Annotated in this window: 17 protein-coding genes; 8 read left to right on the forward strand and 9 right to left on the reverse strand. The window is 52.0% G+C overall.

Annotation, left to right across the window (positions count from 1 at the left end; genetic code table 11):
• The first annotated feature begins 123 nt into the window (after positions 1-123).
• From ACYZZ0_RS09495 to ccmI, 7 genes are read left to right on the forward strand one after another with little or no spacing between them, the layout of a single operon-like run.
• Positions 124-858, forward strand: a complete 735-nt coding sequence (locus ACYZZ0_RS09495) for a heme ABC transporter permease (RefSeq protein ID WP_461536378.1) — start codon at positions 124-126, stop codon at positions 856-858.
• Positions 859-865: 7 nt separating this feature from the next.
• Positions 866-1,102, forward strand: a complete 237-nt coding sequence (gene ccmD, locus ACYZZ0_RS09500) for a heme exporter protein CcmD (RefSeq protein ID WP_461536379.1) — start codon at positions 866-868, stop codon at positions 1,100-1,102.
• On the forward strand, positions 1,102-1,614 hold the full coding sequence (ccmE, locus tag ACYZZ0_RS09505; RefSeq protein WP_461536380.1) for a cytochrome c maturation protein CcmE: 513 nt from the start codon (positions 1,102-1,104) through the stop codon (positions 1,612-1,614). Before ccmD ends, ccmE begins: the two co-directional genes overlap by 1 nt.
• A complete protein-coding gene (locus tag ACYZZ0_RS09510) occupies positions 1,611-3,605 on the forward strand; it encodes a heme lyase CcmF/NrfE family subunit (protein WP_461536381.1) in 1,995 nt (664 codons plus the stop codon). The genes ccmE and ACYZZ0_RS09510 overlap by 4 nt, the downstream gene beginning before the upstream one ends.
• On the forward strand, positions 3,605-4,147 hold the full coding sequence (locus ACYZZ0_RS09515; RefSeq protein ID WP_461536382.1) for a DsbE family thiol:disulfide interchange protein: 543 nt from the start codon (positions 3,605-3,607) through the stop codon (positions 4,145-4,147). The genes ACYZZ0_RS09510 and ACYZZ0_RS09515 overlap by 1 nt, the downstream gene beginning before the upstream one ends.
• A gap of 2 nt (positions 4,148-4,149) precedes the next feature.
• Positions 4,150-4,644: a cytochrome c-type biogenesis protein gene (locus ACYZZ0_RS09520; protein WP_461536383.1), complete on the forward strand. Its 495-nt coding sequence runs from the start codon at positions 4,150-4,152 to the stop codon at positions 4,642-4,644.
• Positions 4,644-5,876, forward strand: coding sequence for a c-type cytochrome biogenesis protein CcmI (gene ccmI / locus ACYZZ0_RS09525; RefSeq protein ID WP_461536384.1), 1,233 nt, complete (start codon positions 4,644-4,646; stop codon positions 5,874-5,876). Before ACYZZ0_RS09520 ends, ccmI begins: the two co-directional genes overlap by 1 nt.
• Before the next feature lie 86 nt (positions 5,877-5,962).
• On the opposite strand, the gene ACYZZ0_RS09530 is transcribed toward ccmI, so the two are convergent.
• Positions 5,963-6,178, reverse strand: coding sequence for a hypothetical protein (locus tag ACYZZ0_RS09530; protein WP_461536385.1), 216 nt, complete (start codon positions 6,176-6,178; stop codon positions 5,963-5,965).
• Between the two features lie 366 nt (positions 6,179-6,544).
• Here ACYZZ0_RS09530 and ACYZZ0_RS09535 point away from each other — a divergent pair, with 366 nt between their 5' ends.
• The gene (locus ACYZZ0_RS09535) at positions 6,545-7,036 is read left to right on the forward strand and encodes a hypothetical protein (RefSeq protein WP_461536386.1); all 492 of its coding nucleotides are present in this window, start codon (positions 6,545-6,547) and stop codon (positions 7,034-7,036) included.
• A 207-nt stretch (positions 7,037-7,243) separates the two neighbouring features.
• Here ACYZZ0_RS09535 and nrfA read toward each other — a convergent pair whose 3' ends face one another.
• The 8 genes from nrfA to ACYZZ0_RS09575 all read right to left on the reverse strand — a co-directional run bounded on the left by nrfA (position 7,244) and on the right by ACYZZ0_RS09575 (position 21,434).
• Positions 7,244-8,677, reverse strand: coding sequence for an ammonia-forming cytochrome c nitrite reductase (gene nrfA / locus ACYZZ0_RS09540; RefSeq protein ID WP_461536387.1), 1,434 nt, complete (start codon positions 8,675-8,677; stop codon positions 7,244-7,246).
• Positions 8,667-10,562 (reverse strand): heme lyase CcmF/NrfE family subunit, encoded by a 1,896-nt coding sequence (locus ACYZZ0_RS09545; RefSeq protein WP_461536388.1) that lies wholly within the window; start codon positions 10,560-10,562, stop codon positions 8,667-8,669. The genes nrfA and ACYZZ0_RS09545 overlap by 11 nt, the downstream gene beginning before the upstream one ends.
• A gap of 5 nt (positions 10,563-10,567) precedes the next feature.
• The gene (locus ACYZZ0_RS09550) at positions 10,568-11,161 is read right to left on the reverse strand and encodes a NapC/NirT family cytochrome c (RefSeq protein ID WP_461536389.1); all 594 of its coding nucleotides are present in this window, start codon (positions 11,159-11,161) and stop codon (positions 10,568-10,570) included.
• Between the two features lie 212 nt (positions 11,162-11,373).
• Positions 11,374-11,976, reverse strand: a complete 603-nt coding sequence (locus tag ACYZZ0_RS09555; RefSeq protein WP_461536390.1) for a transglycosylase SLT domain-containing protein — start codon at positions 11,974-11,976, stop codon at positions 11,374-11,376.
• Positions 11,973-14,009 (reverse strand): NAD-dependent DNA ligase LigA, encoded by a 2,037-nt coding sequence (ligA, locus tag ACYZZ0_RS09560; protein WP_461536391.1) that lies wholly within the window; start codon positions 14,007-14,009, stop codon positions 11,973-11,975. Before ligA ends, ACYZZ0_RS09555 begins: the two co-directional genes overlap by 4 nt.
• A 126-nt stretch (positions 14,010-14,135) precedes the next feature.
• Complete coding sequence (gene zipA, locus ACYZZ0_RS09565; RefSeq protein ID WP_461536392.1) at positions 14,136-15,305, reverse strand: cell division protein ZipA; 1,170 nt, start codon at positions 15,303-15,305, stop codon at positions 14,136-14,138.
• A gap of 341 nt (positions 15,306-15,646) precedes the next feature.
• Positions 15,647-19,150, reverse strand: coding sequence for a chromosome segregation protein SMC (gene smc / locus ACYZZ0_RS09570; protein ID WP_461536393.1), 3,504 nt, complete (start codon positions 19,148-19,150; stop codon positions 15,647-15,649).
• Between the two features lie 328 nt (positions 19,151-19,478).
• A complete protein-coding gene (locus ACYZZ0_RS09575) occupies positions 19,479-21,434 on the reverse strand; it encodes a hypothetical protein (protein ID WP_461536394.1) in 1,956 nt (651 codons plus the stop codon).
• Positions 21,435-21,763 lie beyond the last annotated feature (329 nt).

The following is a 21,763-nucleotide window of genomic DNA, read 5'->3' on the forward strand; positions in this document are numbered from 1 at the left end:
CAATACCGGAATATGACAAGCACAAAATTAAATCCGGGGAGTTATGGTACACTCCCCGCAATTTTCAAGCTGACCCCTGTACGAGGATGATGTACGAGGATATGCGTACATAGCGATAACGATATGAACTGGACTTTTTTTCACAAGCTGGGCTCGCCCAAATGGTTTTATGAGATCAGTGGCCGCTGGTTGCCCTGGCTGGTGATCTCCAGTGCAATTCTGATGACAGTGGGACTGGTATGGGGACTGCTGTTTGCGCCACCCGATTATCTGCAGGGCAACAGCTACCGCATCATCTTTATTCATGTGCCGTCTGCATTCCTGGCTCAGGCCACTTATGTAATGATGGCTGTGGCCGGTGCCGTGGCACTGATCTGGCGGATGAAGCTGGCTGACTGGGCGCTGAAATGCGGCGCGCCGATCGGTGCGTCCTTTACCGTGATGGCACTGGTCACCGGCGCCGTCTGGGGCAAGCCGACCTGGGGTACCTGGTGGGTATGGGATGCCCGTCTGACCGCCATGCTGATTTTGCTGTTTCTCTATATCGGTATTATTGCCCTGCGTGATGCCTTTCCAAGTCAGCAGACCGCCAGCAAGGCCTGCGCCATTCTGGCTCTGGTCGGCGTCGTCAACATTCCGATTATCAAATTCTCGGTGGAGTGGTGGAACACTCTGCATCAGCCCGCAACCCTGAAACTGACCGAAAAGCCCGCCATGGCGCCTGAAATGCTGATCCCGTTGCTGATCTGTATGGCCGGCTTTTACCTGTTCTTCCTGACGGTGTTCTTTCTCCGCCTGAGAAATGAAATCCTGCACCGCGAGCAGCGTACCCGTTGGGTCAGAGCATTGTTTAGCTGAGGTAGTTATGGCATTCGAAGATTTTGCGAGCTTTATCGCGATGGGGGGGCACGGACTGTATGTCTGGACCAGCTATGCCGTCGCTGCCCTGGTTGTGATCTTTAACCTGGTGGGGCCCTGGCGTGAAAAGCGTCGGATTCAGGCCAGCATCAGCCGGCAAATGCGCCGGGAAACCGCTGCACCGAAAACAAAACCTGTACAGCGGTCAGCACCGATGAAGCCAGCTCACGGAGAAAGTGTTTAATGCATCCACAACGAAAACGTCGACTGATAGCTGTACTGTTGATTGTACTGGGGGTTGCACTGGCGGCTGGTCTGGTGCTGATGGCGCTGAAAGAGAATATCAACCTGTATTACTCTCCCAGCCAGATTGCGGCCGGTGAAGTAAAGGAAGGCCAGCGCCTGCGTGGTGGTGGTCTGGTAGTTCCGGGCTCGCTTAAGCGTTCCGAAGACGGACTGGATGTTGAGTTTGAAGTGACCGACAACCAGGCCGTGGTCAAGGTCAAGTACCGTGGCATTCTGCCGGACCTGTTCCGTGAAGGGCAGGGTATTGTCGTCACCGGCAAGATGGAAAACGGCGTAATCAATGCCTCTGAAGTGCTGGCCAAGCATGATGAAAACTACATGCCGCCGGAAGTACAGAAAGCGATTGATGAAGCCCATCCCGGTGCCGTCGAAAACACACCTGCGACAGGTTACGGTGCAGAAAAACCGGACGCTGAAGCAGTGAAGAAAGAAGGGGAGACCCAGCAGTGACCCCCGAGCTAGGACAACTGGCCCTGATACTGGCACTCGCCATGGCAGTATTTCAGGCAGTAATACCGCTGGCAGGCGCTTCGCGCAACCAGCCGGTATGGATGGCCATGGCGCGCCCGCTGAGCTGGGCGCAGTTCTTCTTTCTGTTACTGGCTTTTCTCTGCCTGGTGCAGGCATTTGCCACCGATGATTTCAGTGTGGCCTACGTGGCCAATCACTCCAACTCGGCGCTACCGCTGGAATACAAGGTCAGTGCCGTCTGGGGCGGACATGAAGGCTCGCTGTTGTTGTGGGTACTGATTCTGAGTGCCTGGGGCTTTGCGGTCAGTCTTTACAGCAAGTCATTGCCACTGGTGATGGTGTCCCGGGTATTGAGTGTGATGGGGATGATCAGTGTCGGCTTCCTGCTGTTCGTACTGATGACATCCAATCCGTTCCTGCGCAATCTGCCGTTCCCGCCAACCGATGGTGGTGACCTGAATCCGCTGCTGCAAGACCCTGGACTGATCTTCCATCCGCCGATGCTCTACATGGGTTATGTCGGCTTCTCTGTTGCCTTCGCATTCGCGATTGCTGCCCTGCTGGGTGGCCGTCTTGATGCCGCATGGGCGCGCTGGTCCCGACCCTGGACAACCGTTGCATGGTGTTTCCTGACCCTGGGTATTTCCCTCGGCAGCTGGTGGGCTTACTACGAGCTGGGCTGGGGCGGCTGGTGGTTCTGGGATCCGGTAGAAAACGCTTCCCTGATGCCATGGCTGGCCGGTACCGCACTGGTACACAGTTTGGCGGTTACCGAAAAGCGCGGTGTATTCAAGAGCTGGACCGTGTTGATGGCGATTCTGGCCTTCTCCCTCAGTCTGCTGGGTACCTTCCTGGTACGTTCCGGTGTGCTGACTTCGGTACACGCCTTTGCGGCTGATCCGGGCCGCGGTATGTTCGTACTGGGCTTCCTGCTGCTGGTTGTCGGTGGTTCCCTGACACTGTATGCATTTAAGGCACCTGTCGTTCGATCCAAAGGTGAGTTCTCGGCACTGTCCCGTGAAACCCTGCTGCTGGGTAACAATGTACTGCTGGCCGTAGCACTGGCGGTGGTACTTTTGGGTACCCTGTTCCCGCTGCTGTATCAGGCATTGTGGAATGACATGATCTCTGTGGGACCGAGCTATTTTAACTTCCTGTTTGTACCACTGTGCTGGTTGACCGGATTGCTGATGACCGTGGGCGTTATTGCCAACTGGAAGAAATCCCTGCTGAGCTGGCTGGGTCGTCAGCTGATGTTCTCGGCAATCGGCAGTGTAGTACTGGGGGTTGCCCTGAGCCTGATGGTCAAGGGTGACTTCACCTGGCAAGCACTGATTTCCTTTGTTGTAGCACTGTGGATTGTGGCCGGTATTCTGCTGGATCTGCGCGCCAAGACCCGTAACAAGCCAACCCTGTGGGCGGGTCTGTCATCGCTGAAACCGTCGCTGTATGGCATGCATCTGGCCCACCTGGGTCTGGCTGTAAGCATTGTCGGTGTGGTGATGACCACCAACTACTCCCAGCAGGTTGATATTCGCATGACACCGGGGCAACAGGCTCAGGTCGGCGACTTCACTTTCAAGTTTGAAGGTGTGTCTCGCGGAGCCGGTCCGAACTATCTGGCCGATATCGGTACCCTGCGGGTGTATCGTGATAACGAACAGGTCACCGTGCTGAACCCGGAAAAGCGGATGTATCAGGTACGCGGACAGGTGATGAGTGATCCGGGCATTCAGGCCGGTTTCTTTGAAGACTTGTATGTTGCGCTGGGCGAGAAAATGGATAACGGCGCCTGGTCTCTCAGGCTACACGTCAAACCTTATGTACGCTGGATCTGGCTGGGATCAATCCTGATGGCGCTGGGTGGTGTATTGGCCGTTGCTGACCGCCGTTACCGGATTGCCGTCAAGAAAAACAGCAAGCAAAAGGCCGGGAATGCAGCCATGGAAAAAGCAGGGAGTATGGCCTGATGAAACAGAATTCACGACTGAAACTGTTCCTGCCGCTGGGCATCTTTCTGGTGCTGTGCGGCTTCCTGTATGTCGGCCTGTTCCTGAACAAGACCGACCTGCCTTCGGCACTGCTGGATGAGCCGTTTCCGGAGTTTCAGGCGGTCGGCCTGAAAGATCCGAGTCAGGTGATTACCCGCAAGGATGTCATTATCGGCAAACCGGCTCTGGTAAACGTCTGGGCCACCTGGTGTATAGCCTGTAAGGTGGAGCACCCGTTCCTGACCGATCTGGCCGAGCGCGGTGTTGCCATTATCGGCATCAACTACAAGGATGACCGGGCTGAAGCACTGCGATGGCTGGATCAGCTGGGCAACCCCTACCTGTTCAATATTGCCGATGAAGATGGCCGTCTGGGTCTGAACCTGGGGGTTTACGGTGCACCGGAAACCTATCTGATCGATGCCGAAGGTGTGATTCGCTACAAGCATATCGGGATTGTTGATGAGAACGTATGGCAAGACATTCTCAAGCCCCGCTATGAACAACTGCAGGTGAAGTAAACGTGCAAGGTCGAGTATTTAATACATTGATTGCGGCACTGGCAGCACTGGTTTTCAGTGCTGCACTTCAGGCCAATGTTGAAGTTTATAACTTTGACAAGCCGGAAGACCGGGTCCGGTTCTACAGCCTGACCGACGAGCTGCGTTGCCCCAAGTGTCAGAACCAGTCGATTGCCGATTCCGATGCGCCGATTGCGACAGACCTTCGCCGGGAAGTTCACCGCATGATTCAGGAAGGTAATTCCGACGATGATATCGTCAACTTCATGGTCAAGCGTTACGGTGACTTTGTCCGCTATACCCCGGCGTTGACCAACCGCACCTGGATTCTCTGGGGCGGGCCGCTGCTGCTGTTATTGCTGGGTGCTTTTGCGATTATGCGAATGGTGCGCAAAAACCAGACGTCAGCCGTCAGTGACGAGCCTGAAGAGACCACGCAGGAAGACAAGGCAGCACGCATGCAACGGGCAGAGCAGATGCTGAAGGAGCGTGACTGATGACAGAATTCTGGATTGTTGCGGCACTGATGATCATCATTGCCGCCGCGTTTGTGCTGGTACCAGCACGGATGTATCAGAAGCGCAACCTGGCTGACAGTGCGGCCGAAGGTGTGCTGGAAGATGCCAATGCCGCGGTTTATCGTGACAAGTTGCGTGAGCTGGAAACCGAACATGCAGAAGGTCGTCTGAGTGCAGATGAACTCAGCGAGCAGAAGCAGGATCTGGTCAAGCGACTGGAAGAAGAGCTGGAAGCTGAACCGGCTGGTCAGGTAAAGACTGAATCCAAAGGCAGTTTGACGCTGCCGCTGGTTATGGTTGCGATTCTGCCACTGTTCGCCATCGGACTTTACTTCCAGTGGGGCGCTTATGATGAAGTGACCTTCCAGCAGAAAATGCAGAATCCCCAGTCCGGGCAAAGCCTGCCGGAACTGCTGGCCGAGCTGGAAACCGTACTGCAGAAACGGCCGGACAATGTTCAGGGCTGGTATATGCTGGGCCAGGGCTATATGTCTGCGCAGCAATTTGACAAGGCCGCTGCCGCTTTCCGCAAGCTGCTGGACCAGACCGGTGCTGATGCCGAAATCATGAGCCAGTATGCTCAGGCCAGTCTGCTGGCAAACGACAACCGTATGACGCCGGTCGTCGCTGAAATGGTTGAGCGGGCGCTGCAGCTTGATCCGGATAACCGCACCGCACTGGGTATTCGTGGTATTGCGGTATTCGAGAAAGGTGATTATCGCGAGGCGATCCGGGTCTGGCAGAAACTGCTGGAAGGCACCACTGCCCAGGAAGGCCGTCAGGCACTGCTGGCCGGTATTGAACAGGCCCGTGCCCGCCTGAAAGAGCAGGGCGAAAATGTAGACGATCTGCCGGTGGTTAGCACCGACAAGGCAACAGCTGGCAATGGTATTCAGGTTTATGTCGAACTGGGTGGCAAGCTGAAGGATCTGCCGCCGCAAACCCGCGTCTACCTGTTTGCAAGAGCATCCGGTGGCAGCAAAATGCCGCTGGCCGTTATGCCGTTAACAGTTGCCCAGCTGCCGCTGAAAGTCGAGCTGAATGACACTCATGCCATGATGGACGGACTCAAGGTATCCGACTATGAGAAGTTTGATATCGTGGCCAGAGTTTCACTGTCCGGTGATGTGATGAATGCGGATTATGAATCTGTTGTACCGGGATACAACAAGGGTTCTGATCAGCCAGCTCAGGTTATTATCGAGGGTTAATAGCTTACGGTATTCTGAGTAATGAAAGGCGCTGTATTAATAGTGATACAGCGCCTTTTTTATATCCAGTCGAATGGGCAAGGTCTCTACTGCCCCGGGCGCTGCTTTTTTATCCAGAGCTTCCAGCCGTGGCCGCTGTATCTGGAGAGCAGGAGTGACAGCCCAAAGATAAAACCGGGTACCAGCAGCATCATCCAGGCACCTGACTTTTCCGCCTGTGAAATACCGACAATACATCCGACCAGGACAATGATGCCAAAGACCGTAAAGAGGTTAACCACCCCCCTGAAAATACCCGCCATTACTCAGCTCTCGTAAAAAGCTCTCAATATAGCAATATCAACCTGTTGGGCAATGCGTGGATATGCTTGATGTTGAACACAGAATGCATGTTCTCTAATTTTCCACAAGTTTGAATATCTGATAGATCAGATTTGAGATGTAGTAGAGTTGTGGACAAATCAGAGCTCTTCTCATGGTTTTGTGAGTATGTATGTTCAGTCTAAGAAAGAGGTATGGTAGTCACTGTATGTATTTTAAATGAATAGCCTTATCATATTCTGACCGGTGAAAAATATTTTAAATTTACAGTTTGCTATTATGCCTCATTAGTAAGAGAAAATATTTATAATTTGAAGCTCAGTAGTGTTTCTTTAGCGAGTTGAAAAATGAATATAGTTATCTCTGAAAGTGATCTTTCAGTTGAGGTCATTTCTAAACTACTTATTGGAAATGGGTTCAGGGTCACAGATACACATTATTGGTCAAAAAATAATTTTTTTGTTGATGCAATCAAAGATAAATATGCATTTAGGGTCGTGGTAATAAAATATGAGTATGGGCGATACGCTGCTGCTAATATGTCAATAAATTTAAAGGATATATATGACGACGGAATAAAAGATACATTGAGGGTCTTGATTAACAGGCTTAATCTTGATGATTCAAGTCAGTTTGTGAGGGTTTCTGTAGAGTTTGATGATTCAATTTCTGTTCCGTCAAATGAGGCTTATATTACCACTCAAGCAAAAATAAATGCCTCTGGAATAATGGTTTTTAATCACTTCCTTTTTCAAATGAAGGAAGCATTGAGAATTCATGAGCAGATTATTGATAGCTTAAAAGAAAAAGAAGTATCTTTTTTATTGTATTCGGCATGACAGCTTTAGAAGCTGAATTTTACCAGTCGTTACATATCTATCATCATATGAATAAGCAGTAAATCTTTAATTCGGGTGGCTTCAGGTTATTCGGATTATGATATTTGGAGAATTAGTCCTATATGTTCATGATTTAATATCGCCAGATAGCAAAAAACCGCTGCTACAAACGTAACAGCGGGCTTGAAAAAGAAGTCAGGTCAGCAATTACAACAAACCTTTCTCCTTCGCTTCAGCATCCCACTTCGGCAGGATTTCTTTCTTGAACTCTTCCTTTTCTTTCACCAGTTTTTCCATATCCAGACCGATGAACGCCTGAGCCTTGGCCTTGGAAGAAAGATCCGGCATGGCAACAGCGTCGTTGATACCGTGTTTGGCCAGTACCCGGGCGATTTCCAGACGGGCTTCACCAGCCTTCTCTACAGCAGTACCCAGAATCCGCAGGGCTTCTTCAGGCGCGTGGAAAGATGCACCGTGAGAGGCAATGGAGAAGTCCCAGCGCCATTGAGCGTGACGGATCAGCTTCAGGGCGTTGGCCATTTCTTTTTCAGTTGCACCGGCATCCCAGGCAGCCTTGGCTTCGATATGCGCTTTAACCAGCAGATCTTCAGCTTTCAGCTTGATCTCGTCGATCTGTTCCTGACGGGTGTAGGTGGCTTCCAGCAGATACGCCTTGTCCTGGCTGTGGCAGGTTTTGCAGGTGCCTTCGATATCACGCAGCGGACTTACGACACGGTGGTCAGTAAAGGTCACACCCTTGTCCTGCTTCTTGGACATATGGCAGTCAGAGCAAGATACATTGTTCTTGCCGTGTACGCCCTGTTTCCACATTGCCCAGCCCGGGTGCTGTGCTTTCAGCATCGGAGTTTTGGATATTTTGTGGGTCCAGTCCTTGAACTCCAGCTCATCGTAGTACTTCTCCATATCCTCAACCTTGAGGCCGTTCTTCCATGGGAAAGTGACCTCCTTGTTGGGGCCGGCAAAGTAGTATTCACTGTGGCACTGAGCGCAGACCAGTGACTTCATATCCTGATGGGAAGCCTTGCTGATATCCTCGCCCATGCTGGCCAGACCGTCTTTCAGCCAAGGGTTGCCCGGTTTCAGCGACATGTTCTTGCCTTCACCGGCATCATGGCAGTTTACACAGCCAATTGGATTAACAATTTCGGAGCCTTTGGAGGCCCACTTGCCACTGAAGTAGTCTTCCTTGCCAATCTTGTTGATCAGGCGCGGAACGTCCGGGCTCTTACAGCTCCAGCAGGCGCTGGGCATCGGGCCGTCTTTATCAGTTTTGGGTGCACCGGTACGGAGCGTATTACGTACGTCAGTAATCGCATACATATGGCCGCGTGGCGCATTGTAGTCCTTGGAGAAACCGTAACCGGCCCACAGCACGACCAGACGCGGGTCCTTTTCCAGTACATCTTCAAATGTATTGCCGAGATGTTTGCTGTGGAAGTCCATATCAGCAGTACTTTTCCAGCTGGCATGCTGGCGTGGAAAACCTTCTTTAAACATGTCGTTGCGAGATTCGAAGGTTTTATCTGCAGGATCGGCTGCGCCTGCTGTCATGGCTACCGCCAGCAGACCGGCGAGTAGCGGGGAACCCCGTTTTATAAACGCCCGCAGTTTAGTGTTCATAACGTTCTCCTGTATGAATTGCGTGCAATTTGTCCTGAAAGGAAGTGTGTGTTGTTATGCTTTGTCGGGTAGGGAGGAGGGTAAGCAGCCCCCCGAGAATCATTAACAGCGCGCCGCTCCACAGCAGGCTGATAAACGGTATCAGTTTGATCCGTACTGACCAGGAACCATCGCCGTAGGGTTGTCCCAGCGCGATGTAGACATCTTCAAAAACGGAAGACTTGATGCCTACTTCAGTCAGTGCCAGATCGAAGTAGGGATAGAAACGCTTTTCGGAAATAACGGTGTCGGTTTTATCTTCTCTGGTGACATCAAAGAAGGCGTAATCGGACAGGTAGTTATTCACCATACGGGGTGTTGTTCCGCCGAATTCAACCTGATAGTGCCCCAGCTGGGCAGACTGCCACGGATATAACCTTTGCTCGGTTTGCTGCATACCGATCATTGAGAATGCAGAACCGGCAATAGCCAGCCCCAGTCCGGCATGAGTCAGGCAGGATGCAAAAGAGTAACCCTGTTTCCAGCGGCTGAAGCTGGCGGTCAGCACCAGCAGTGAGATGGTGATCGCTGCCCAAGCTGTCCAGTCAAAAGCTATTACGGTGCAGGTAACGGCCAGAGCCAGTGCAGCACAGCCTGTAAACTGGAGTACAAGATTTTTAATGCTGGAACCTTTCCGACCGGATGACAGCCAGAATGCTGCGCCCATCAACAATGCCAGCGGAACAAAAAAGGTATTGAAGTAAGCGGCACCCACAGAAATAGAGCCCAGCCCGGCCGCCATAATAATGATTGGGTAAACAGTACCCAGTATCACTGTGGCACAGGCAACCAGCAGGCAGAGCACAACTATCAATAGGGGAATATTGATCTTCCGGGGCAGCGTCAGTGCTTTTGAAATAACCGGAGGGCGAATGCCGTACAGGGTAAACGCGGTACCGGCAGTCAGCATCAGCAGTGCCAGAATAGCAATACCCCGGGCCGGATTGACGATAAAGGCATGAACTGAAGACAGGACACCGGAACGGACAATAAACATCCCGACCAGTACCAGCGCCAGACTGGTAATTGTCAGCAGCACTACACCCTTGATGGCTTCAGGCCAGCGCTTGCACAGTAATAACTGATGAATCAGCGCGGTAATGGTCAGCCAGGGCATCAGTGAAGCATTTTCGGCCGGATCCCAGAACCACCAACCGCCCCAGCCCAGTTCGATATACGCCCACTGACTGCCAAGTACAATGCCGGCGGTCAGGAAGGTCCAGCACAGTAACAAGTGCCGGCGGATGATAGCGGTCCATTTCTCCGCAGGCAGCTGAAGCCACATGGCGGCCATGGCGATACCGAAGATAACTGTAGCGCCGGCATATCCCAGATACAGTGCCGGAGGATGAACCGCCAGTGCCGCATCCTGCAGCATCGGGTTAAGTCCTTTGCCGTCCAGAGGAATATCCCCGGCAGTGCTGACAAAGGGAGAAGAGAGCAACAGCAGTAGCTGCATACCCAGACTGACCAGTGCCATAAACACCAGACCCAGCCGTTTCAGTGCGGCAGGCTGAATGCTGCGGGAGAGGCTGAAAGCAGCAACCCAGCCAGCCTGTAACGCAATCCAGAGCAGCAGTGAACCTTCATGCCCACCCCAGGCGGCAGTAACACGATAGAGCAAAGGCAGGCGTACACTGCTGTGACTGACGACATAGGCAAGGGAAAAGTCATGCTGCACCAGCGCCATAATCAGAATGGCCATGGCACCAGACAGAGTCAGAAAGACGAGTGCAGGCAGGTAGCTGGCAATAGCCACCGGCTTTTTCGCCAGCAACAGCAGAAGTTGCAGGGCGGTCAGTGCCAGTGCCAGCCAAAGCAGCAGGTTGCCGATTGCTCCAGACATGATCGTTACTCAGCCGGAATCGGCTTTTTCATCAGCTTGGTATTGGGCAGCTTGTGTGCAATACCCTGATGGCAGTCGATGCAGGTCAGCTTTTCATCAATCATTTTCTGGTGATTGACGCGCGCCCATTCGTACTGGTTATCCAGAGAGGTTTCCAGATTGACGTGGCAGTGACGGCAGGCAGCAGAATCATTGGCTTGCATCTTGTCCCACACCCGTTCAGCCATGGCCAGACGATGTTCTTCGTATTTTTCCGGCGTATCGATAATACCGGTGAAGTGGCCGTAAACTTCACGTGCCGCTTCTATCTTCCGCAGTACCTTGCCGACGAAATCGTGAGGAATATGACAGTCGCCGCAGGTGGCGCGGGTGCCGGTGCTGTTGCTGTAGTGAATGGTGTCTTGCAGTTCGGCGTAGGCATTCTGTTCCAGCTCATGACAGCTGATGCAGAACTCTTCAGTGCTGGTGGCACTCATGGTCCAGTTAAATGTTCCCCAACTGGCCAGACCGAAAACAATGCCAAAAATGATAAGGCCGCCAGCCGAATACCGGGCCGTTGGCTTGGAAGCAAATTGGAGCAGCTGTTTAAGAACTCTCATGGCAGATCCCTGGTGCTCGTATTGTGTGTGACTGACAGAATTAAGAATTTTTTGTGTGTAAAGGAATTGTCAGTCTTTCAGGGATTCATTACTTGATTGATGTCACAACTAGGCACGAGTTAAAAAACAAATATTCAATATGCCTGTTTTATGAAAAGTTAGTGTGTGATAACTATTCTCATTCAATTTTGAAGGAAAAGCGGGCCTGATGATTACAGGCCACGGCAGGTGCGAAGCTGCTGTCCATACTCTTTTGCGCGCCAGTGTACTTTATTGGCGACATTCAACAGCCATTTCTTCTTTTTGTGAGTGCCCCGGCGATAGCCTCCCATCCCCTCGTGATAATTCAGATAGAGATGATCTGCCCGCCACAGGGAAACACCGTTTACCTTGCGTGATTTGCGGGTATACCAGCCAATAAAATCAATCGCGTCAGCAAAGTCATCCCGTTTTGCGAACCAGCGGCCGGCTTCTTTCAGATACTCCTGCCAAACGCCATCCAGTGCCTGGGCATAGCCGTATGCAGTGGACGGTCGTGGACCGGGAATAAAACCAAGATAACGTTTTCTTGGCGGGCGGGCGTTGTGCTTGAAGGAAGACTCCTGATGCATGATGGCCATCATGACATGGACAGGCGTCCCCCAGCGTTTATTGCTTTTCACTGCAGCCCGGTGCCAGCCGGACTGGTTTTTGAACATATGACACAGGTTGTGGGGTTTGGATGGCGGACGGGTTGTCGTGCCGGCACAGCCGACCAGAATCAGACAGAACAGAATAATACTGCAAGACTTTAACCGGCCGCCCCTGTGTATCATGGTTGCAATCCATGCTCCGTTAGCAGTTCGATAAATGCTGATTCGTCCAGAACCTGAATACCCAGCTCGGTTGCTTTTTTCAGCTTTGAACCGGCTTTTTCGCCGGCGACCAGTGCGGTGGTTTTGGCGGATACACTGCCGGCAACCTTGGCACCGAGTTGCTGCAGCAGTTTCTTACCGTCATTACGCCCCATACTCTGTAACGTACCGGTCAGTACCCAGCTTTGTCCAGCCAGCGGCTGTTCTGATGCATCCTGTTTGACCGGTTTTTCCCAGTGAATACCGGCGGCAATCAGGCTGTCGATCACTTCAAGGTTATGGGGTTGTTTGAAGAAGCGGGCAATATGGGCAGCGACAATGGGGCCAACGTCGGCGACTTCAATCAGAGCCTCTTCTGTGACCACTCGCAGTTCATCAAGGCTGCCAAAGTAGTTGGCCAGGTTCAGTGCAGTGACTTCACCGACTTCACGAATACCCAGGGCAAAGATAAACCGGTTGAGGCTGGTTTTTTTGCTGGTTTCCAACGCTTTCAATAGATTCTGAGCTGACTTGGGGCCCATTCTTTCCATACGAACCAGCTGGGCTTCGGTCAGGCTGAACAGGTCCGCTGCAGTTTTAATCTGTTCCTGATCGACCAGTTGTTCGACCAGCTTGTCACCCAGACCTTCAATATCCATCGCCTTGCGAGAAGCAAAGTGTTTGATCGCTTCCTTGCGTTGAGCCTGGCAGTAAAGGCCGCCACTGCAACGGGCTGCTGCTTCGCCTTCTTCCTGTTCAATATCGGAACCGCAATCGGGACAGCTGGAAGGCAGTACAATTTCCCGAGCGTCTTCCGGGCGTTTGTCGGCCAGGGCACGGGCAACCTTGGGAATAACATCACCGGCACGATGGACGACAACCGTATCGCCAATCCGCAGATCCAGTCGTTCGATTTCATCCATATTGTGCAGGGTGGTATTGCTGACGGTAACACCACCAACAAAGACCGGCTTAAGCCGAGCAACTGGCGTTAATACACCGGTTCGGCCTACCTGAAACTCGACGTCCAGCAGTTCAGTCGTAGCTTCCTGTGCCGGGAATTTACGAGCAATAGCCCAGCGTGGGGCCCGTGCAACAAACCCCAGCTGTTGTTGCTGCGCAAGATTGTTGACCTTGAAAACAATGCCGTCGATCTCGTACGGCAACTGCTCACGCTTTTGTTCCAGCTTGTTGTAGTAGTCGACACAGGCTTCGACCCCGGAAACAACATCCATTTCCGGGTTAATGCGGAAACCCCACTGGTTCAGTTGCTTCAGAATGGCGCCGTGAGCTTCAGGCAGTGAACCTCCTTCAACAATCCCTGCACTGTAGGCACACATTTCCAGCTGGCGCTCGGCAGTGACCTTGGAATCCAGTTGACGCAGGCTGCCGGCGGCGGCATTGCGGGGATTGGCAAACAGTTTGTCATCCTTTGCCTGCTGGCGCTGGTTCAAAGCTTCAAAGCCGGCTTTGGGCATGTAAATCTCACCCCGAACTTCCAATCGTGCCGGCCAGCCGGTGCCGCGCAACTTCAGCGGAATAGACGGTATTGTTCGAATGTTTTGGGTAATATCTTCGCCAGTATAGCCATCGCCTCGAGTGGCGCCACGAATCAGACGCCCGTCTTCATATAGCAGACTGACGGCAATACCGTCGAGTTTGGGCTCACAGGCATACTCGATAGCACCGGCTGCCTTCAGACCTTCACTGACCCGACGGTTAAAGTCGCCCAGCTCTTCATCACTGAAAGCGTTATCCAGCGACAGCATCGGTATTTCATGTTGAATACTGCCAAAGCCTTCCAGTGGTGCAGCACCCACCCGCTGGGTCGGTGAATCAGATTGCACCAGTTCCGGGTGATTCTGTTCCAGTTGTTGCAGTTCGCGGAAAAGAATGTCGTATTCAGCGTCAGAAATTTCCGGCTCATCCAGCACATGGTATTGATAATTATGGCGGTCGAGCTGTTCGCGCAGAGTGGAAATACGCTGATGAGGTGAGATTTCAGTTGTATTCATGGGGATTTAATATCTTTGAACTTCACTGCAACAAGGCCGTCGGTCTGCCTTTATAACAGCTGGCCTTGTCACAGTCAGCACAGGGAAATGCAGGAAAGGACCCCTGTGCTGTTTAAATAATGAATATCAGTCGTTCAGGTTAGGCATTGTCAGCTGCTTCCGCTCATAGTCCCTGATACGCTGGCGATAATGTTCCAGTGTCTGTTGCGTAAAGACGCTGTGGTTTTCATCCTTCAGCTCGCCGTTCAGAGCTTCAGCCATACCACGCGCGGTTTTTTCCATCCGGTTCAGGGTTTTGACCGGCGCATCCGGTCCCGGCAGGCTCATAAAGAAACTGATCGCGGTGGTTTCCAGCTGCTCCATTTCATCCAGATTGAAAATGCCGGGTTCTTCCGCATTGGCCATGCTGAATTCGATCACATCCCGACCGTTCTGCTCCATGAAATGGTGGAAGATATTCATCTCACCAAAGCGCAGGCCGCGGGACATTACCTGTTGCAGCAGCTGCTCACCGGTAAATCGTTCTTCCCGGGCAAACACATGAATAATAAAATATTCATCAGGTTTGGGGCGTGGATCAGTAGCCTGTTTGGCTTCAGCCGATTTTTTGGCCGGCTCAGGTTCTGCATGACTGCGGCGACTGTCTGCAGCATCGGCAAACAGACTGTCACTACTGAGTTCTGCAGGAATCTCGGGTTCGGCTGCCAGTGGCCGGGTGATTGAAACATCTTCAATCCCGCCTGGAGTATGGGTCTCGGTTTTCAGAAAGGCGTCTGTTTCCTGTTTTACAGGCTCAGGCTCAGGCTCAGGCTTCGCTTCCGGAAATTCGAGTTGGTCGATATGGGGGGTATGCTGCTCTTTAACTGTCTGATCGTTAAAGGGCTGCTCATTGAAAGCCGGTTCATTGAATGAATGGGCAGAGAAATCATCTGAGAGGGAAACCTGGGCGTCGTCGTTTCCGGTATGGTCCCGGCTTGCCTTGTTTCCGGCTGGACGGGGGCTGGAAATTTCTGAAGAGCTGCCACCCATGTCACCCAGGGGATCGCTGAAATCAGGCTCGATACGCTGGCGCCTTTCCTGCTGGGGCTGCGGTTTGGCCTGTTCCGTGCGTGACACGCGGGCACCGCCATTGGGCAGTTCACTGCCGTAGGTTTCCGCACTGCCTTTGACTTCTTCGAGGCCGAAGCGAAGTTCATTGGCACGCTTGCGCGCCAGCCACATCCTTCGGAATCCATCCACCAGAATGCCAATCAAAACAATGACTCCAATTATTAACAGCCACTCACGTAGACTCATATCCATGCTGCCTGTCGAGTTTACCTATGGTTACCCGATTTGACCCCGGGAATCCCTGTGCCGTTCAAGCAAGCGCTCGAGCGGCACGTCATAAAATCCAACGCAAGTATAACTGACCTGATATAAGAAAGACTCGTCGTATAGCTCTGTTTTTACATATTTATGTCAGCAGCTAATCTTGTCCGTCCATGTCGCCATGCACCCTGCGGTTCGGGTAATACTTGCGTGGCGTAACTACTTCTTTTGATTAGCAAATATAATGCCGAAAAAAAATCCTGGCTGTTTGCCTTTTGTGAATAATTGGCTGCATAACTTTTACTATTTTGCAGCCCGGTTTACATTCAGCTTATCGCCATGGCAGCCGCTTCTTCAATGTCTACAGATACCGGTCGTGACACACCGGGTTCGTGCATGGTGACACCAATCAGCTGATTTGCGGCTTCCATCGCAATCTTGTTATGGGTGATATAAATAAATTGCACTTTTTCTGACATTTCTTCAACCATTCGTGCGTAACGACCCACGTTAGCATCATCCAAAGGCGCATCAACCTCATCCAGCATACAGAAAGGAGAGGGGTTCAGCTGGAAGATGGAGAAGACCAGTGCAATCGCTGTCAGGGCTTTTTCACCACCGGATAGCAGGTGAATGGTGCTGTTCTTCTTGCCCGGCGGCTGAGCCATAATGGTGACACCGGTATCCAGCAGATCTTCGCCGGTCAGTGCAAGGTAAGCACGGCCACCACCAAAGACTTTCGGGAACAGTTCCTGCAGACCGGCGTTAACCTTTTCAAAGGTAACCTGGAACCGGTTGCGGGTTTCCTTATCAATTCGGCGAATGGCGTTTTCCAGCGTTTCCAGTGCTTCCACCAGATCGTCATTCTGGGCATCCAGATACTTCTTGCGCTGGGACTGGGTATCGTACTCTTCAATCGCTGCCAGGTTGATGGCACCGAGGCGTTGAATCCGGTTACCGATTTTTTCGAGGATCTCTTCCCATTCGTTCTCGGTGGCACCTTCAGGGAGGTTGTCGATCACGGTCTGCAGATCGAAATTACTTTCAGCCAGCTGTTCTTTCAGGGTGTTACGACGTACCTGCATGCCCTGCCAGTCCATCCGCAGCTTTTCCAGTCGACCGCGAATATTGGCAGTTTCCTGCTCAGCCTGATGACGTTCCTGTTCAAACTGGCGCAGCTGATGCTCAACCCGTTCCAGTTCACGACGGGCTTCGGCCATTTCCTCTTCAACGGTCAGTCGCTGTTCCAGCAAGGCTTCCAGCTGAAGTTCCAGATCATCGGAAGGGGATTCGGCTTCTGCAAGGGAGTCCAGCAACATTTGACGCTGGGCATCCAGTCTTTGGTTCTGTTGCTGCAGTCGTTCAATACTGGCTTTGGTGGATTGAATCTGGGTGGTTGCAGCCTGCTGGCGCAGCGCTAACCGGTGAGCACGATCACGCTGGTCACGGGCCTGCATCCGCGCCTGATCCAGTCTGTCGCGCAGCACTTCCCGTTGTTCCTGCAGTTCTTCCCGGCGGGCAGAGTCATCTTCCATCCGGTCCAGCGCTTCCTGCAACAGTAACCGGGCTTCACCCAGCTTTTCCTGTTCCAGTGACTGTTGTTCCTGGATATCGCGCCGTTCTTCTTCAATTCGCTGACGCTGCAGGGTGAACTGTTCAACCCGCACTTTTTTACCGGCCAGTTCTGCCTGAATACTGGCTTGCTGCTGACGCTGTTCGTTCAGGGTGCGGCGCAGCTGCTCACGATCCTGTTCCAGCTTCTGCAATTGTTCTCGCAGGGTCTGGCGCTGGGATTCCAGAGTGTTCAGTTCATTGTTATTGCTTTCGGTGGACTGCAGCAGTTGTTCAATTTCCTGCTTGCGGGCCAGTACGCCGGATTCAGACGTATGTTCCCGGTTCAGTCGCAGCCAGTCTGATCCCAGCCAGATACCGTCAGTAGTAATCAGGGATTCGTGAGCTTCCAGTCCGGAGCGGAGCTGTAAAGCGCTGGTCAGACTGTCAGCAACATAAACCGATGCCAGTCGGGTTGGTACCGGTCCGGCGGTAACCAGCGATGCCAGTGAGGTAAGGTCAGAGCGACCGGAAGCCGACTTATGTGGGCCGGTTTCCAGCAGGGTAACCCGACCGTCTTCAAGGCCTTCCAGACCTGCGGCGAGATTATCCAGGCTATCAACACAAACTGCCTGGACGTGATCACCCAGTACCGTTTCCAGCGCAATATCCCAGCCATCCTTGATCTGGATGTTATCTGCCAGTCGGGGTTTGTTATCCAGCTGCTGGCTTTCCAGCCACTGGGCAGTGCCTTCGGAGTTGCTCAGGGCTGCCTGCTGCAGTGCTTCAAGTGATGACAGGCGTCCCTTGTCGCGGCTGAGCTGTTCCCGCAGATCATCTGCCTGAACGGCTATATCTTCCAGTGCTTCCCGGCGACTGGAGATTTGATGGTCAGTATCTTCCAGCCTGGTTTCACTGGATTCTACTTCCAGCTCGGCTTCAGTCTGGCGCTCCAGTAGCAGTTCGATTTCCTCTGCAACCGGGTCGTGCTGCATGCTATCCAGTTCTTCCTGCAACCGGCGACTGCGTTCCGCAACCCGTTCCATAGCCTGTTCCAGATGCTGGATGCGGGACTGTTCAACTTCAGCCTGACGTCGGGGTTCCTGGGCATTCTGACTGAAACTGTCCCATTCCTGCTGCCAGCGGTGCATGGCTTCTTCGGCAGAGGCCTGAAGGTCAGCCGCGGAATCATCACTGGCCTGCAGCATTTCCAGTTCGGGTGCCAGGGTTTCAATCTCGGTTTCCAGCTGAACCAGTCGTTCCTGGTCGATGGCCAGATGTTCTTTGGCTTCTTTCCAGTGCTCTTCAGCCTGGGCCAGATCATCCTTCAGCTGCTGGCTCCGCTCTTTGCGGTGCTGAATAATCTGTTCCAGTCGGGTGATTTCGTTACCGGTGCTGTAGTAACGACCCTGAACTTCATTAAAACGGTCACTGAGTCCGGTCTGTTCATCCCGGGCTTTTTCTATGCCGGTATCATTGGAGCGCTGTTTGGCAATACTGGCTTCCAGCTGAACCTCGAACTCGCGAATTGCTGCTTCCTGACTGTTGGCTCCGGTATCAATGGCCTGCCAGCGTAAGGCGTGAAGCTGGGCTTTTTTCAGGCGTTCTTCTTCTTTCAACTGTTTATAACGCTCGGCAGCTTCGGCCTGGCGTTTCAGGTGAGAGAGCTGGCGTTCAAGTTCGTCCCGCAGGTCGGTCAGACGCTCAAGGTTCTCGGTGGTGCGGCGAATCCGGTTTTCAGTCTCGCGGCGGCGCTCCTTGTATTTGGATATACCAGCGGCTTCTTCAATAAATACCCGCAGTTCTTCAGGTTTACACTCGATCAGGTTGGAGATAATACCCTGACTGATAATGGAGTAGCTGCGTGGACCCAGACCGGTACCGAGGAAGATATCCATAATATCCCGGCGGCGGCACTTGGCATTGTTGAGGTAATAGAAGTTCTTGGAGTCGCTGGTCAGCAGGCGCTTGACCGAGATCTCGTTAAAGGCCGCGTACTCGCCGGTTACCTTGCCTTCAGTATTATCAAAAATCAGTTCGACCGATGCCTTGGCGGCCGGTTTCCGGCTGTTGGAACCCTTGAAGATAACGTCCGTCATGGACTCGCCCCGCAGGTTCTTGGCGGAGGACTCCCCCATCACCCAGCGAACGGCGTCGATAATATTGGACTTGCCACAACCATTGGGGCCGACAACGCCACACATGTTGGTAGGGAAGTAAACGGTTGTCGGGTCAACAAAGGACTTGAAACCAGCCAGTTTGATACATTTGAGCCGCATCGGTTCCTCGATATATGGCGTGTGGTTAGAACACGTATCCCTGTGTTTCTAGGCTAGGGGCAAGCACAAAATCCCCTCTCTACTGTTATTTTCGGGGGGGATAAGTACAGGCTACTACATGTAAAAGGAAAAGTTTACATCCAGCGTGTGGCAGATAACAGTATGGGTTTCACGGTATATAGCGAAGCTAAGTCGATCAGTTTTATTACTGATTAGCTGATCTTGAGAGTTGAGGGCGCTGATGCAGAGCTACTATATCCAGGCAGTTTGATCTTTGCAGCTTGCAGGACCACACAAGGCAACAGCTCTGCCGGATCAGTCACCAGTGTCAGGGCTCGACATGGCATTCCGGTGATGCAATCTCAACCCATGTTCCGGGTCCGGTCAGGATGTTTTGCATCATACTGGATATGTAACAGGTTATCCCTTTGGCGCCTGGAGGATAAGTAGCGGTTGACGCAGGCATAGTTACATATTGCCACTCAGGCGTTATAAAGTGTGACTTCAGGCCCACCGCAAGGCCGTCGGTATTTCGGTTGATATATGACATCACTGAGCCTGGCTGGCTTGATTTGATCCAGCAGGACTGGGAAATCTGCCGCCCCCGGGCCACATCAACACCAATTGCAGTCGACTGGGTCAATGTATTGTGACATTCGTCCTGACTATACCAGTCAAGCCTGAGCGCATTCCTGGTGGGTGCCGGGCCAGTATTTACAACAATGCGTCCTTTGTTTTTGGCTACCTGTCCTGCAGAAGTCCACAGTACCCAGTTGTCGGAGGGAGTCGTATCCACTGTTTCGAAGCGGAGATCCAGCCCTGCAAATTCGATCCAGTCTCCCTGGTGCTGGAGGATACTGCCCAGATTTGTGCCCAGATAAAAAGTCAGCCCGTTGGGAGTGGTGAATTCTGTACTGAGTACTTTGTGCCTGACAACAATTCGAGTCCACTCAGGTGTCACCTGATATTCTTCAAAGCTAAGGTTTTTTCCATCTCCGTTACGGCTCAGGCTGGAGTAGAGGGTGCCCATTTTGTCTTTTGTGCGCACCCAGCCGGACAGTACAGCTTCCTGACCAACCATAGCTGTTCGGCTTTTAATTTTTTGTGTCAATGCGCTAACAGGGGCAGCACCGTATTCTATGTGAATGATTTTCTCCCCGGACCATTGGTAGGGGCTGCCTGGATCATCCCGAAACATCTGAGCTGTTGCTGGAGAGGGAACACCCTGTGGCGACCATAGTTGCCATTTTCCGGGAGTGGAATCAGAGCAATCCAGTAATGCCAGCATTTTTTGGCGTGGTGTGCAGAAATCAAAGTTCTGCAACAGATTCTTCTTAACACCCTGCTGTTGTGTTGCTGCATAGGATGTTTGCTTTGGAGCAGGTAGTACTGTTTTAGCCTGTGGCAGACCTTCAACATCTAACCGGCCATGAGGGGGAGTCTGAACACCGGTAAAAACCTCGAAGAGCCGAGCTGTGTCACGATTCAGCATTCCTGAATTAGCGAGTACAGAGCGAAGCTCCGCAAATGAAAACTCAACAGGCTGTGGGATGGCTCCGACTCTATAGTCGATATGTTGCTGTAGAGCCCTGCCCCTGGGAGAGCCAGCGCCTGCGGCTTTCATAAACTGAGCCGGTAAGCCCTTGGGTGTATAAGCAACATTATCTGTAGTCAGTCGCTCAGAACTGGATACTATATGAAATGTTATCGCAATGGTGTCTTCGGCATCAGGCCTGATATTGGTCTGTGGAGACAGAATGGCAACAGAAATACCGGAAAAATTCAGGTGGTTTTCGGGGCTAAGCTGCCCTTGAGTAATGCCAAGAATATCCGGAGAAATCATTCCTCCGTTATGGATGTTTTGCCAAATGCCAAGCAGACCATCAGGGTTGAAAGGGGTTTCATTGAGAGAAACAGGCAGAATCTGGGCAGCCAGGTCATCCAGAGTTGTGCCCCAGAAACCGACTTCCGCAAAAATATCCAGACTTCCATCTCCGTTTCCGGCTGAATACTGTCCCTGAGGATCGGCCCAGCTGTGTAATTTGAGCTGCATTGCTCCTGCATCATAAGCAGGACTCGCCTGAAGATGCAGAAATACACGATATTTTTTATCTGTCGGTAATAGCGTGTAGATGTAAGCCGGAAGAACCCGCTGTACTCTCGCAGCGTCCTGCATACCAAAGTCGATATAGCCAACGCTTCCGGAGAACACACTGGGGTCATAGGTGTCAAAGAATGGCGCCGGGCGAAACTCACGGTGTGAGATTGCGGGCGGGTTTTTCATATTACTAAAGGTCAGCGTGCTGAATGGACTGGCCTGAACATAAATATCTGCTGCCTGTATGCCTGATGTGGCAAAGAGCAGAAATAGAAGGAAAAGGCTTATAAATACAAGAGAGATAAAATGCCTCATTGTCATTATCTCCTGTATATGCCTGAGGAAGAAGAGGAATAGTTTGCTTTATTACCCCTGAGTTGTTATGTCTTTTACTAAATGATAAATGAAAATAAATATAAACATATTAGATTAAAGTATGATTGCTGTGACCTATCATATGAGTTGAATGTCAATATGTGACTTACTTTACTCTTTATTAAAAATTATGATTGGTA

Origin of the sequence: Spongorhabdus nitratireducens, from assembly GCA_947387575.1 — a bacterium.
In the GTDB taxonomy this organism is placed as follows: domain Bacteria; phylum Pseudomonadota; class Gammaproteobacteria; order Pseudomonadales; family Endozoicomonadaceae; genus CANDOC01.

Bases quoted from the DNA above. Each gene is read 5' to 3' on its own strand.
- ACYZZ0_RS09495 (WP_461536378.1), top strand. From the start codon at position 124: ATGAACTGGACTTTTTTTCACAAGCTGGGCTCGCCCAAATGGTTTTAT.
- ccmD (WP_461536379.1), top strand. From the start codon at position 866: ATGGCATTCGAAGATTTTGCGAGCTTTATCGCGATGGGGGGGCACGGA.
- ccmE (WP_461536380.1), top strand. From the start codon at position 1,102: ATGCATCCACAACGAAAACGTCGACTGATAGCTGTACTGTTGATTGTA.
- ACYZZ0_RS09515 (WP_461536382.1), top strand. From the start codon at position 3,605: ATGAAACAGAATTCACGACTGAAACTGTTCCTGCCGCTGGGCATCTTT.
- ccmI (WP_461536384.1), top strand. From the start codon at position 4,644: ATGACAGAATTCTGGATTGTTGCGGCACTGATGATCATCATTGCCGCC.
- ACYZZ0_RS09530 (WP_461536385.1), bottom strand. From the start codon at position 6,178: ATGGCGGGTATTTTCAGGGGGGTGGTTAACCTCTTTACGGTCTTTGGC.
- ACYZZ0_RS09535 (WP_461536386.1), top strand. From the start codon at position 6,545: ATGAATATAGTTATCTCTGAAAGTGATCTTTCAGTTGAGGTCATTTCT.
- nrfA (WP_461536387.1), bottom strand. From the start codon at position 8,677: ATGAACACTAAACTGCGGGCGTTTATAAAACGGGGTTCCCCGCTACTC.
- ACYZZ0_RS09545 (WP_461536388.1), bottom strand. From the start codon at position 10,562: ATGTCTGGAGCAATCGGCAACCTGCTGCTTTGGCTGGCACTGGCACTG.
- ACYZZ0_RS09550 (WP_461536389.1), bottom strand. From the start codon at position 11,161: ATGAGAGTTCTTAAACAGCTGCTCCAATTTGCTTCCAAGCCAACGGCC.
- ACYZZ0_RS09555 (WP_461536390.1), bottom strand. From the start codon at position 11,976: ATGATACACAGGGGCGGCCGGTTAAAGTCTTGCAGTATTATTCTGTTC.
- ligA (WP_461536391.1), bottom strand. From the start codon at position 14,009: ATGAATACAACTGAAATCTCACCTCATCAGCGTATTTCCACTCTGCGC.
- zipA (WP_461536392.1), bottom strand. From the start codon at position 15,305: ATGAGTCTACGTGAGTGGCTGTTAATAATTGGAGTCATTGTTTTGATT.
- smc (WP_461536393.1), bottom strand. From the start codon at position 19,150: ATGCGGCTCAAATGTATCAAACTGGCTGGTTTCAAGTCCTTTGTTGAC.
- ACYZZ0_RS09575 (WP_461536394.1), bottom strand. From the start codon at position 21,434: ATGAAAAACCCGCCCGCAATCTCACACCGTGAGTTTCGCCCGGCGCCA.